Origin of the sequence: Pantoea sp. ME81, from assembly GCF_903970985.1 — a bacterium.
Taxonomy (GTDB): domain Bacteria; phylum Pseudomonadota; class Gammaproteobacteria; order Enterobacterales; family Enterobacteriaceae; genus Pantoea; species Pantoea communis.
In genome coordinates this window covers 1-12598 of the sequence record NZ_CAJCKS010000002.1, presented here as the reverse complement: position 1 = coordinate 12598, position 12598 = coordinate 1, and the positions used below count along the sequence as shown (strand labels likewise).

The window sequence follows — 12598 nt, the reverse complement described above, 5'->3', positions numbered from 1 at the left end:
CGCCCTAAAGGATCAACCATGGCCGTTTTTTTTGCCCCACGCGCGCTGCTGGCCGACGGCTGGCATGAAGACGTATTGATTACCACTGACGCATCCGGACAGATTGCTGAACTTACCCCTAACAGCACGCCAGGCAGCGCCACTCGCCTTGCTGGCCCGGTGATCCCTGCTATCGCTAACCTGCATTCACACGCCTTCCAGCGCGCCATGGCCGGGCTGGCTGAAGTGGCGGGCGATCCGCAGGACAGCTTCTGGACCTGGCGCGATCTGATGTACCGCATGGTGCAGCGCCTGTCGCCTGAGCAGGTCGGCGATATCGCCACCCATCTCTACATCGATATGCTGAAAGGCGGCTATAGCCAGGTGGCGGAATTCCACTACTTGCATCACGATGCGCAGGGCAAACCCTATGCCGATGACGCGATGCTGCTCAACCTGATTGCCGCCGCCGAGACGGCCGGGATCGGTCAGACGTTGCTGCCGGTGCTTTACAGCTTCAGCGGATTTGGATCGCAACCCGCCAGCGATGGCCAGCGCCGTTTCATCCAGCAGACCGATGCTTATCTGCAACAACAGCAACGCGTAGCGCAATGGAGCGCCAATAAGCCGCTGCTTAATCATGGCATCTGTTTCCACTCGCTGCGCGCGGTGAATGAAACCCAGATGCGTGAAGTGCTGGCCGCTGGCGCTGCTGATGTGCCGGTGCATATTCATGTGGCGGAGCAGGAAAAAGAGGTGAATGACAGTCTGGCGTGGAGCGGTGAACGTCCGGTGGACTGGCTCTACAATCGCTTCGAAGTAGATCAGCGCTGGTGCCTGATTCATGCCACCCATCTGGACGACAGCGAAATCCAACGCATGGCGGCCAGCGGTGCGATTGCCGGACTCTGTCCGACCACCGAAGCCAATCTTGGCGACGGCATCTTCCCGGCGGTGGAATACATTGCCCAGGGTGGACGCTGGGGCATTGGCTCGGACAGCCATGTATCGCTCAGCGCGCAGGAGGAGCTCCGCTGGCTGGAGTACGGTCAGCGCCTGCGCGATCGTCGTCGCAACCGAATCACCCTGCCCCATCAGCCTTCTGTGGGCGATCTGCTGTGGCAGCAGGCGGCACAAGGCGGTGCGCAGGCGTGCGCCATCAACACCGGTGAACTGGCGGTGGGCAAACGCGCCGACTGGCTGGTGCTGGAAAACGATGCCTTCCTGGGCAGCGTGAGTTCATCATCACTTCTTAACCGCTGGCTGTTTGGCGGTAGCCAGAGCCAGATCCGCGATGTGTTTGTTGCCGGTAATCAGGTCATCAGCGAGGGCCATCATCCCGCTGAAGAAGCCGCAGCCGCGCGCTTCGCCCAGGCCATGAGTGCACTGCAATGAGAACGTATTTCGACTACGGCCAGCTGCCCGTGAGCCGCTGGCGCAACGGCGGCGGCGAAACGCGTGAAATCGTCAGCTTTCCGCCCGGTGAGGCAGAGTTTGGCTGGCGCGCCAGTATTGCCACCATCGATGCTGACGGACCTTTTTCGCCGTTCCCCGGTATCGATCGTGTGATCACGCTGCTGAATGGCGATAGCGTGATACTGCGCAGCGAGAGTGTCGAACACAGGTTGTTGCCGCATCAGCCGTGGGCGTTTCCTGGCGAATGGTCGATCGACGCCCAGATTAACGGCAGCTGTCAGGATTTCAATATCATGACGCGCCGCGACAGTTGGCAGGCGCAGGTGGAGGTCGTGCAACACGCCGCTACCAGCCAACACGGTGTCGCGTGGGTATTATCCGGCGAATGGCAGAGTACGGACGGCAAACGCATCACGGTTAATCAGGGAATGTGGTGGCTGGATGAAGAGACGCAGCTGGCACCGCGAACCTCGGATGCCAGCCTGCTGTTTGTGGCGCTTAGCCGTGTCCTCTGAAACGACCGAGTAACTTATAGCGCGAGCCTGGATAGAGCAGGCGCGCGTAAGTCACAATCTTGTTGTCGCTCCAGGTCTGACGACGGATTAACAAGCAGGGTTCGTGCTCATCCAGCGCCAGATGTTTACGCTGGCGCAAATCGGGCAGGACCGCTTCCACAATATGCTCACCGGCGGTCAACGGCGCCACGCGCATCAAATAGGTGTAGGGCGTCAGTTGATGATAATCCTGACTGAGGTAATCCGGCGCCACCAGCGGGTTGACCAGACGATCTTCCAGTTGCACCGGCATATCGTTTTCGTAATGCACAATCAACGAATGATACAGCGTCTGCCCGGTGGATAAGCCCAACACAGCGGCCTGCTCCGGATCGGCCTTCATCTGCCCAATCGACAAAATTTTGCAGCTGTGGCGATGACCGCGCTGAGCAATCTCATCGGCGATGTTATGCACTTCCAGCATCGCGGTGTAACCCTTCATCTCCGCGACAAAGGTGCCGACGCCTTGCATGCGTACCAAAAAACCTTCGCTGGTGAGTTCACGCAGCGCGCGGTTAATGGTCATGCGGCTCACGCCCAGCTCGTTAACCAGCTCACTTTCGGACGGTACGCGCTGATTCGCTTTCCAGTGACCTTCACGGATCTGGCTGACGATCGCCTGTTTCACGCGCTGATAAATCGGTGCTGGCTCATCGCCCATCGCTGCGGCCAGCTGCGCTATTGCCGTTTGCTCCGCCATATCCTGTTCCTTTTCCGAATAATGCCCAAAGTTTACTGTCTCAGCACATAAATGTATATACATCCAATTGTGCAGACAGCCCGTTAACAGTGCAGCGTTCTCCCTGTTTCGGTGCAATGCGGCTGCGGCTGGATGACACATCCCGCATTGCGGCGCATTTCACAGAATCCAATCAATCTGGCACAGCCCTTGCTACTTGTATAGACAAGATTAGACACTTATGCTTCACTCAGCTCATTCAATGGTGCTACCCCATGCCACATCGCAAACCCAGGGCTTGCAGGTAGTACCCGATCACTTGTATAGACAGGAGTAGACTATGTCAGGTTCGGTTCAGGAAATTCGCCTCGTTCCCGGTGAAGTGGACCTCGCGACCTTGCGGGCGATTTATCAAAGCAAGGTGACGCTCACGTTAGCGGATGACGCTCGTGCGGCCATCGATCGCGCGAATGAAACCGTCGATGCCATCGTGGCATCAGGCAAAGTGGTGTACGGCATCAATACCGGCTTCGGCAAACTGGCCCAGACACAGATTCCTGCTGAGCGTCTGGCAGAGTTGCAGCGTAATCTGGTGCTGTCGCACAGCGTGGGATTGGGCAATTTACTGCCCGATAACGTCACGCGCTTAGTGGTCGCCACCAAAATCATCAGCCTGGCACGCGGTCACTCCGGCGTACGTATCCAGTTAATCGAAGCCCTGCTGGCGTTGTTTAATGCTGGTGTGATGCCGTGTATCCCGGAAAAAGGTTCGGTTGGCGCATCCGGCGATTTAGCACCGCTGGCCCATCTGTCACTGATGTTGCTGGGCGAAGGCCAGGTACGCGTTGATGGAGGACTGATTCCTGCCACCGAAGGGCTGGCACGCGTCGGCCTGCAGCCGATTGTGCTGGGACCGAAAGAAGGTTTGGCACTGCTGAATGGCACCCAGGTTTCCAACGCCCTGGCACTGCGTGGCCTGTTTGAAGCTGAGAACCTGTTCGCCGCAGGTCTGATGGCCGGCGCGCTGTCACTGGAAGCGATCAAAGGCTCGGTAAAACCTTTCGATGCACGTATTCATCAGGCGCGCGGTCAGCACGGGCAAATCGCGGTGGCCGCTGCCGTTTCTTCCTTACTGGAAGGCAGTGAAATCCTCAGCTCACATACCAATTGTGGTCGCGTGCAGGATCCCTACTCGATTCGCTGCGTTCCGCAGGTGATGGGCGCGTGTTTAGACAACCTCAGCCATGCGGCGCGTGTATTGCAAATCGAAGCCAACGCGGCCTCTGATAACCCGCTGGTGTTCAGTGAAAGCGGTGATGTGATTTCGGGCGGTAACTTCCACGCCGAACCTGTGGCGTTTGCCGCCGATATCATCGCATTGGCGATTGCCGAAATTGGCGCGATTTCCGAGCGCCGTATGGCCCTGTTGCTGGATACCGGTCTCTCAGGCCTGCCGCCATTCCTGGTGCGCGATGGTGGTGTGAACTCTGGCTTTATGATTGCTCAGGTCACCGCTGCCGCACTGGCTTCTGAAAACAAATCGCTGGCGCATCCGGGTAGCGTGGATAGCCTGCCGACCTCTGCGAACCAGGAAGATCACGTGTCGATGGCCACCTACGCCGCGCGTCGCCTCGGTGATATGTGCTTTAACACCGCTGCCGTGGTCGGCATTGAAGCCATGGCTGCGGCGCAAGGCATCGACTTCCATCGTCCACTGCAAAGCTCGACTGCGCTGGAACAAGAGATGAGTCGCATCCGCGAGAACGTTGCCTTCCTTGATCAAGACCGTTTAATGGCGCCGGATATCGAATCCATGCGTCTGTGGGCCAGCAGTCACGCCTGGCCTGAATCTTTGACTGCGCTGCTGCCAAGCCAGCGTTCACCTTCCCTTTAAGGAATTGATGATGAGCGAAACTTTATCTCAGGCTGTTGCCCGTGAAATCCGTGCGCCGCGCGGTAACGAACTGCATTGTGCGAACTGGTTGATTGAAGCGGCTTACCGCATGATCCAGAACAACCTCGATCCTGATGTGGCCGAGCGCCCGGAAGATCTGGTGGTATACGGCGGTATCGGTAAAGCCGCGCGTAACTGGGAGTGCTTTGAGCAGATTCTGCGTTCACTGCGTGCGTTGCAGCCTGAAGAAACCTTGCTGATCCAGTCGGGTAAGCCAGTGGGCGTGTTCCGTACTCATGCCGATGCACCTCGCGTGCTGCTGGCTAACTCTAACCTGGTGCCACACTGGGCTAACTGGGATCATTTCCACGAGCTGGATAAAGCCGGCCTGATGATGTACGGCCAGATGACCGCCGGTTCCTGGATCTACATCGGTGCACAGGGCATCGTGCAGGGCACCTTTGAGACCTTCGCCGAAGCCGGTCGCCAGCATTATGACAGCGATCTGAGCGGTCGCTGGATCCTGACAGCAGGCCTGGGCGGCATGGGCGGCGCACAACCGCTGGCGGGCGTACTGGCCGGTGCCAGCGTGCTGGCGATTGAATGCCAGGAATCCCGCATCGATTTCCGTCTGCGCACCCGTTACGTTGACCATAAAGCTTATACCTTAGACGAAGCGCTGGATCTGATTGAGAAAGCCACCAAAGCGAAGCAGGCAATTTCCGTTGGCCTGCTGGGCAACGCCGCGGAAATCGTGCCGGAGCTGGTGAAGCGCGCCAAAGCGGGTGGCATGAAGCCGGATATCGTCACCGATCAGACTTCTGCACACGATCCAATCAATGGCTATCTGCCAGTGGGTTGGGATCTGGATCGCTGGCAGGCCGAGCGCGTCAGCAATCCTAAAGCGGTCGAAAAAGCCGCTCGCGCGTCAATGGCGGTGCATGTGCAGGCCATGCTCGACTTCCATCATATGGGCGTGCCGACCGTGGATTACGGTAACAACATCCGTCAGGTAGCGTTGGATGAAGGCGTGAAAAACGCCTTTGATTTCCCAGGCTTCGTACCCGCCTATATTCGCCCGCTGTTCTGCGAAGGCAAAGGTCCGTTCCGCTGGGTGGCGCTGTCAGGCGATCCAGAGGATATCTACAAAACCGATGCCAAGCTGAAGGAGCTGTTCCCGGAGCACAAGAACCTGCACCGCTGGCTCGACATGGCGCAGGAACGTATTGCCTTCCAGGGACTGCCAGCGCGCATCTGCTGGTTGGGACTGGGCGAGCGCCATAAAGCCGCACTGGCATTCAACGAAATGGTGCGCAACGGTGAACTGAAAGCGCCTATCGTCATCGGCCGCGATCATCTCGACTGTGGTTCCGTCGCCTCACCAAACCGTGAAACTGAAGCGATGAAAGACGGTTCGGATGCCGTCTCCGACTGGCCGTTGCTGAATGCCCTGCTGAACACCGCAGGCGGCGCGACCTGGGTTAGCCTGCATCACGGCGGCGGCGTCGGCATGGGCTTCTCGCAGCACTCCGGCGTGGTGATTGTCTGCGACGGCACTGCCGAAGCCGACGCGCGCCTTGGCCGTGTGCTGTGGAATGACCCGGCAACCGGCGTGATGCGTCACGCAGATGCAGGCTATGAACTGGCGCAGAGCTGCGCGAAAGAACATGGCTTGAACCTGCCGATGCAGAAGTAAATTTCCCGGTGCGCATGACTGCGCACCTTTCTCCACATGTGTAAGGTCGGCATGCAGGTATGCCGACCGAGCGCCCCCGCTGCTATATTCCATTTCGCTATACCCTATAGCCAAATTATTCCTTTCCACGATAGACGCCGCCCTGCGCTTACCACTACAGTGGAGACATCACGTTACGTGTCAGAGAAATCGCAGCAACTGCTGCTGATGGAGAGCCTTACCTTATGAGCCTGCCTGCCGTCCTGCTGGAAAACGCCCTGAACTGGCGTCGTCAGTTACACCAACATCCTGAACTCGGTTATCAGGAGCAACAAACCAGTGAACTGGTTGCGAATGTGCTCTCTGAAGCAGGATTACAAGTGTTCCGTGGCCTGGCAGGCACTGGCGTGATTGGCACACTGGAAAACGGCCCAGGCCCGGTGATTGGTTTACGCGCTGATATGGACGCGTTGCCGATTACCGAAAAAGGCGCGCCGGAGTGGAAATCTGCCCGTCCCGGCGTGATGCACGCCTGCGGTCACGACGGACACACGGCCATTCTGCTCGCGGCGGCCTGCCAACTGGCCGCGACGCGCAACTTCAAAGGCACGGTGCACTTCCTGTTTCAGCCCGCGGAAGAGAATCTTGGCGGTGCGCGGAAAATGGTGGAAGAAGGTTTATTTACTCGTTTCCCAATGGATGCGGTGTACGCCATGCACAACTGGCCAGGTTTGCCGGTGGGTTCACTGGCGGTAAATCCAGGTGCGATGATGGCCTCGCTGGATTCCTTTGAGATCACCCTGAACGGCAAAAGCTGTCATGCGGCGATGCCGGAGAGCGGTGCCGACCCGATGGTGGTGGCAGCAGAGCTGATCATGGCGCTGCAAACCATTCCGTCACGCCGTTTGTCACCGCTGGCGTCAGCGGTGGTGAGCGTGACGCAGATCCACGGTGGTGAGGCGATCAATGTGATTCCCGAGCAGATTGTGCTGCGTGGTACGGTGCGATGTTTGCAGACTGACGTACGTGACCGCGTGCGCAGTCTGATTGAAGATTTTGTCACTACCCTGCCGCGCCCGTTTGGCGTCAGCGGCGAGATTCACTGGTATCCGGGTTATCCCGTCACCGCCAACCATGCCGGTCCAGCGGAACAGGTGCGCGAGGTTGCCCAGCGCGTGTTAGGTGAATTGCAGGTGCACTGGCAGGTGAATCCTTCTATGGCCTCGGAAGATTTCGCTTGTATGCTGGAATCCTGCCCTGGTGCTTACTTCTGGCTCGGTGCCGATGGCGCATCCCCCTCCGCCCCATTGCACAACGCGCATTATGATTTCAATGATGATCTGATACCGATTGGTATCCGCTTCTGGCAGCAACTGGTGGAGAGCGTGCTGGTCAAAGCCTAACTGCCGGATTTCCCAGATCTCGGCTGTGTGTTTGACCCGCAACCCAAGGCTGCGGGTATTGATTTACCCGTCAGATCCCAGCTTGCTGCAATCGCGTTTCCGCCTCATCCAGCGTCGCTGACTCTCCGGTGGCCACTAAGCAGCACGCCAGCTGTAAACGCAGCGCCTGCGGCACGGCACGTTCGCCGGCCAGCACCTGTTTGATCCAGTCTGCAGTGTCTTGCGCATTTTTACTTTCTGGCAGTTCCACGCTGATTTCTGGCTGGCGCTCAACCCACACTTCCGCCTCTGCGCCCGCACCGCCAATGTAGTTAATCGCCGGACAGCGTTGTGGGTTGGCATACACTTCACCTTCGGTGCCATTCAGCAGGATGGCGGGTGCATCAATATCCTGGAAGAACTTGCCGACGCGCGGCACATATTCCGGATGGGAAACACTCGCCAGACGCAACGCGGCACGTTCGGTAAACGGTGTCGCCAGCTTCGCCAGCGTATGTGCGCTGTTACGCACGCCCATACGCCAGCGCAGCGACAGCTGTTTTGCCATCGGTGCACACAGGTGATCGATGGTGATAAACGCCAGCTCACCGCTCTCCAGTTTCGCTTGTGCCTGCTGCGCGGTGGTGGCCGGCGTAATATCCAGCGCTGCCAGTACCGCTTCGGTGGTGATGCGGGTTGGATCGTCACTCACACCGTGCAGCAACACCGGAAACCCGAGTTTGCTTAACAGTAAAGCTAACAGCGGCGTGAGATTGCCCTGACGACGTGCGCCGTTGTAGCTGGGGATCACAATCGGCATCGGGCGATTGGCGGGCGGCTGCAACTTCATCATCTGCTGCTGCATGGCGTGGTAAAAACCGCGCATCTCCTCTTCGCCTTCGCCCTTGATACGCAGGGCGATCAGCACACCACCAAGTTCCAGTTCGGGTACTTCATCCGCCAGCATCGCGCTGTACAGCGCAACGGCGGTGTCGAAATCGATATCGCGCGCGTGGTTCTTACCGCGCCCAATCTCTTTGATTATTTTATTCAGTTCCATCAGGGCATTCCCGCTTCCAGGGCGCGCCGATATCCGGCTGCCAAAAGGTCATTGAGGTGCGCCTGGGCACACCTAAGATTTCTTACTTTTACGCTTCGCTGATTTTACTGGGGCTTTAACCACTGCTTTGACCGCTGGTTTGATGCTGGCTTCCGGCACCATCGGTTGCTCAATCGGAAACACCGGTAAGGCGGCCAGCAGCCGACTGCCATAAGCTTTGTTAAGCAGACGCCGATCGTATATCACGATCTCCCCGAAGCAGTGATGGCTACGAATCAGACGGCCGACCTGCTGAATCAACGTAAACGAAGCGCTCGGTAGACTCTGCACTTCGAAAGGGTAGCGTTTAAGGCTCTTCAACCACTCCCCTTCGGTCAAAATTACCGGACTGTCTACCGGGGGAAAAGCGATTTTATGGATGTGCACCTGCGTCAGCAGATCGCCCTTTAAATCCAGGCCTTCAGCAAAAGACTGCAGTCCAACCAGAATACTGGTTTGCCCCGCTTCGACTCGCTGGCGATGCAGTTCCACTAAGCGCGAACGAGGTTGATCGCCCTGCACCAACATCGATAAGCGTAATGCGCTGACATGGCTGACAAACTGCTGCATCGCGCGCCCGCTGGCAAACAGCACCAGCACGCCTTTGTGCTTCTCTTCTGCCATTTGTTGCAGGAAAAAGCCTGCCATCTCGGCAATGTGCTCCGCTTCATTAGCCATCAGCGGTTCATAGCGCATTTGCGGGATCACCAGCTTGCCCTGATCGACATGATTAAATGGCGAATCCAGCGCCACAAAGCGATCGCCCGCTTTCTCGTTTAGCCCTGACATCTCTTGCAGCCGATTGAAGCTGTTCAGTGAACGCAAGGTCGCCGAGGTCACCACCACATGCGGAATCTTGCGCCACAGCAGTTTCTCCAGCTGATCGCTGACGCGAATCCCGGCGCAGTGGAATAGCAGATGCGCTTGGCCGTCCCGAATTTCACGGGTAATCCATTTCGATACCGGCGCATTAGAGGCTTTCTCCATCGCCGCCAGTCGCCACAGTTTGCTGATCGATTCGAACCAACCAAACTGGCGGTTAAGCTGAATGATTGCCCGATGCAGACGCATGATGTCGGCTTTGCCGGTTTGCTCACCCAACTCATTGAGTAACCCTTCGCTCAACCCGCGCAATGCATCGCTCAGTTTGAACAGCCGTGCGCACATCGTCATCAGTTCTTCCGACAACTCACCCAGCACAAAACGAAACTCGCCCGGCTGATTGTGCGCGGGTAACAGCGGATTGAGCGCGTCGCACAGGATTTGCAGCAGTTCACGCATCTCATCGCAATGGCCTTTTAACCGCTCAGGGTTGGTCAGCGGTGGCGGCGATTTCGGGCGGAACTGTGCCATGATGGTTTCCACCAGCCGCACAAACAGATCGAGCTGCAAGCTGCTCCAGCCGGGGGTAATTTCCGCGCTCATCTCCAGTGCATCACGCGCCACTTCAGGCAGATGATGGCCCTCGTCCAGCACCAGCATCAGATGTTTAGGCGGCGGTAATACGGATTCATTCTCCATCGCCGCCATCACCAGCGCATGGTTCGCCACCACCACATCGGCCTGCTCAATTTCACGACGCGCGACAAAGAACGGGCATTCACGATACCAGCGGCAGTGATGCCCCAGGCAGTTGGCTTTATCGGTGGAAAGGCGCTGCCACAGGCTGTCATCAATTGAGACATCGGAGTGATCGCGCAGGCCGTCCCATTTGTAGCTGCTGAGTTGCTTTTCCAGTTTGGCACAGAACTTCTGCTCTTCTTTCGACCCGGTTACCGCTTCTTCATCGAGATACAGCAGCAAATCGCCTTGCTGATCTTCCGTCGCAGCCAGTGCCGCGAGATTGCGCGGACAGACATAGCGGCCACGACCGAATGCGGCAGTGAAGGTGAGATCGGGGATGATTTTTTTCAGCAGCGGCAGGTCTTTGCTGAAGATTTGATCCTGCAGCGCGACGTTGGCGGTGCTGATCACTAACCGTTTCTCCTCGGCGCGGCTTACCGCGATGCCGGGGATCAAATAAGACAAGGTTTTGCCCACGCCGGTGGGGGCCTCAATCGCCAGATGGCGGCCTTCATCACCGGCCAGGCTTTTCGCCACTTCAGCGATCATCTGACGCTGTGGCGCACGGGGGATAAAGTCAGGAACCTGCTGCTGCAGCGCCTTATACCATTGCGCAATCTGGCTTTTTATCGCTGCTGTCAGGGCCATGTTGATTACTGTTTGCTGAATTGGCCTGTATTTTTACACAGTATCGGCGCAGCGTCAGCTTTCACTGCTATTTTTTCGCGCTGGATTCAGAATTTCACGCATCGCGCGGATCAACGTTTCGCGCGCGCGTCCACGGCGGAAGGCAAACGAAAACGGTGCGCGGAAGTGAAAATGCTGTGGCAACAAGCGGCACAACGTGCCCTGCTGTTCCCCGCTTTGTGCGTAATGCTCCGGCAAATAGCCGATATATCTCCCGGAGAGGATCAGCGTCAACTGCGCCTCTATACTCTCCACTGAGGCGTTAGTCTGGCGGAAGCCGCGCTTGTTTAACTCCTGCTGATTCCAGTAACGCCGCGTCACCATGCCGGTTTGCTGCACGGTGCGCATATCCGGATCGCCCTGCGCCAGTGGATGGTGCGGACTGCAATACAACCAGTGTTGCTCCTCATAAAGCGGAATGGTGACCAGATTGCTGGCACGCAGTGGAAAGTGCCCGATTGCCAGATCAAGGCGGTCTTCCAGTAACTGCTGCTGCAGTTCATTGGGATCGCGCACGCTGAGATTGAAAAACACCGCTGGAAAGCGCTGGTTAAAGCGCGCAATTGCTGCCGGCAGGTCCAGCGTACTGTCAGTGACTGTGGCATCCACTACGCCCAGTGAAAAGGTGCCACCTTGCGCGCTTTTCAGCGTCTCGACCTGCTCCTGCCAACCCGCCAGCGTGGCCAGCATTTCCTGGCTGTAGCGATGAAACTGCTCGCCTTTGCTGGTGAGGGTAAAGCCGCCACGTCCGCGCTGGCACAGAATAAACCCCAGCTGCGTTTCCAGCTCACTCATGTAAGCGCTGATGGCGGGGGTGGTCATATTCAGCGCCTGCTGTGCACGCGAGTAGCCCTGATTTTCCACCACGCTGGCAAACACCTGCAGCAGTTTGAGATTAGGTAATGTTTGCACCGCATTTCCTTCAGTGATTACTGACTAAAGTTAACCAATCTATGAAGTGATTATTTACTGTCAAGGATTTTTCCCGCGCCTCCCTCAGGCCATGATAAGACTCACTTAGCCGAAGGAGTTCGTCATGACCGATTTTCCTCAGCCGCAGGGTGGCAACGAGATGCCCCGTTTCGCTGGCCGTGGCACCATGATGCGTTTGCCCGCTGCCGAATCCCCTGCCGATCTTGATGTGGCGTTTGTAGGCATTCCGCTGGATATCGGAACATCGCAACGCAGCGGTACGCGCTATGGGCCACGCGCCATTCGCGCCGATTCAGTGATGATTCGCCCGTATAACATGGCAACCGGCGCAGCCCCTTTTGATTCGTTGCGCGTTGGCGATCTCGGCGATGTGCCGATCAATACCTACAGTCTGCTGAAGTCGGTCGACATCATTGAAAACTATTATACCGAGCTGAATAATTGGCCGATTATCCCCTTAACCCTCGGCGGCGATCACACGCTGACGCTGCCTATTTTGCGCGCGCTGGCGAAGAAGCACGGGCCGATGGGCCTGATCCACATTGACGCGCACACCGATACCAACGATGAGATGTTCGGCGAAAAGATCGCCCACGGCACCACATTCCGCCGTGCGGTAGAAGAAGGCCTGCTCGACTGCCAGCGCGTGGTGCAAATTGGTCAGCGCGCTCAAGGCTACGCTGCCGATGATTTTCAGTGGGGTATCGATCAGGGCTTCCATCTGGTGCCTGCGAACC

10 protein-coding genes are annotated in these 12598 nt (G+C 57.5%); 6 read left to right on the top strand and 4 right to left on the bottom strand.

Annotated elements, in window-relative coordinates; genetic code table 11:
• The first annotated feature begins 18 nt into the window (after positions 1-18).
• Both H7A81_RS00510 and H7A81_RS00505 read left to right on the top strand, forming a co-directional pair.
• Positions 19-1374 carry a formimidoylglutamate deiminase gene (locus H7A81_RS00510; protein WP_182056379.1) on the top strand — a complete coding sequence of 452 codons (1356 nt, stop codon included), beginning with the start codon at positions 19-21 and terminating at the stop codon, positions 1372-1374.
• Positions 1371-1910, top strand: a complete 540-nt coding sequence (locus H7A81_RS00505; RefSeq protein ID WP_166933151.1) for a HutD family protein — start codon at positions 1371-1373, stop codon at positions 1908-1910. The genes H7A81_RS00510 and H7A81_RS00505 overlap by 4 nt, the downstream gene beginning before the upstream one ends.
• On the opposite strand, the gene hutC is transcribed toward H7A81_RS00505, so the two are convergent.
• Entirely contained in the window at positions 1894-2649 is a 756-nt protein-coding gene (gene hutC / locus H7A81_RS00500) for a histidine utilization repressor (protein ID WP_034820947.1), read from the bottom strand. The genes H7A81_RS00505 and hutC overlap by 17 nt on opposite strands.
• 319 nt (positions 2650-2968) lie before the next feature.
• Between hutC and hutH the strand changes: the two genes are divergently transcribed.
• The 3 genes from hutH to H7A81_RS00485 all read left to right on the top strand — a co-directional run bounded on the left by hutH (position 2969) and on the right by H7A81_RS00485 (position 7600).
• Positions 2969-4522 (top strand): histidine ammonia-lyase, encoded by a 1554-nt coding sequence (gene hutH, locus H7A81_RS00495; RefSeq protein WP_166933149.1) that lies wholly within the window; start codon positions 2969-2971, stop codon positions 4520-4522.
• A gap of 10 nt (positions 4523-4532) precedes the next feature.
• Positions 4533-6218 carry a urocanate hydratase gene (hutU, locus tag H7A81_RS00490; RefSeq protein ID WP_038647984.1) on the top strand — a complete coding sequence of 562 codons (1686 nt, stop codon included), beginning with the start codon at positions 4533-4535 and terminating at the stop codon, positions 6216-6218.
• A gap of 224 nt (positions 6219-6442) precedes the next feature.
• The gene (locus H7A81_RS00485) at positions 6443-7600 is read left to right on the top strand and encodes a M20 aminoacylase family protein (protein WP_182056377.1); all 1158 of its coding nucleotides are present in this window, start codon (positions 6443-6445) and stop codon (positions 7598-7600) included.
• A 70-nt stretch (positions 7601-7670) separates the two neighbouring features.
• On the opposite strand, the gene ybiB is transcribed toward H7A81_RS00485, so the two are convergent.
• The 3 genes from ybiB to H7A81_RS00470 form a co-directional block, all read right to left on the bottom strand.
• The gene (gene ybiB / locus H7A81_RS00480; RefSeq protein ID WP_182056376.1) at positions 7671-8639 is read right to left on the bottom strand and encodes a DNA-binding protein YbiB; all 969 of its coding nucleotides are present in this window, start codon (positions 8637-8639) and stop codon (positions 7671-7673) included.
• Positions 8640-8711: 72 nt separating this feature from the next.
• Positions 8712-10889 (bottom strand): ATP-dependent DNA helicase DinG, encoded by a 2178-nt coding sequence (gene dinG, locus H7A81_RS00475; RefSeq protein WP_182056374.1) that lies wholly within the window; start codon positions 10887-10889, stop codon positions 8712-8714.
• Positions 10890-10943: 54 nt separating this feature from the next.
• Entirely contained in the window at positions 10944-11840 is an 897-nt protein-coding gene (locus H7A81_RS00470; RefSeq protein ID WP_160834675.1) for a LysR family transcriptional regulator, read from the bottom strand.
• A 124-nt stretch (positions 11841-11964) separates the two neighbouring features.
• On the opposite strand from H7A81_RS00470, the gene H7A81_RS00465 reads away from it, so the two are divergent.
• The coding region (locus H7A81_RS00465) for an arginase family protein (protein ID WP_182056372.1) at positions 11965-12598 on the top strand (634 nt) is incomplete at its 3' end.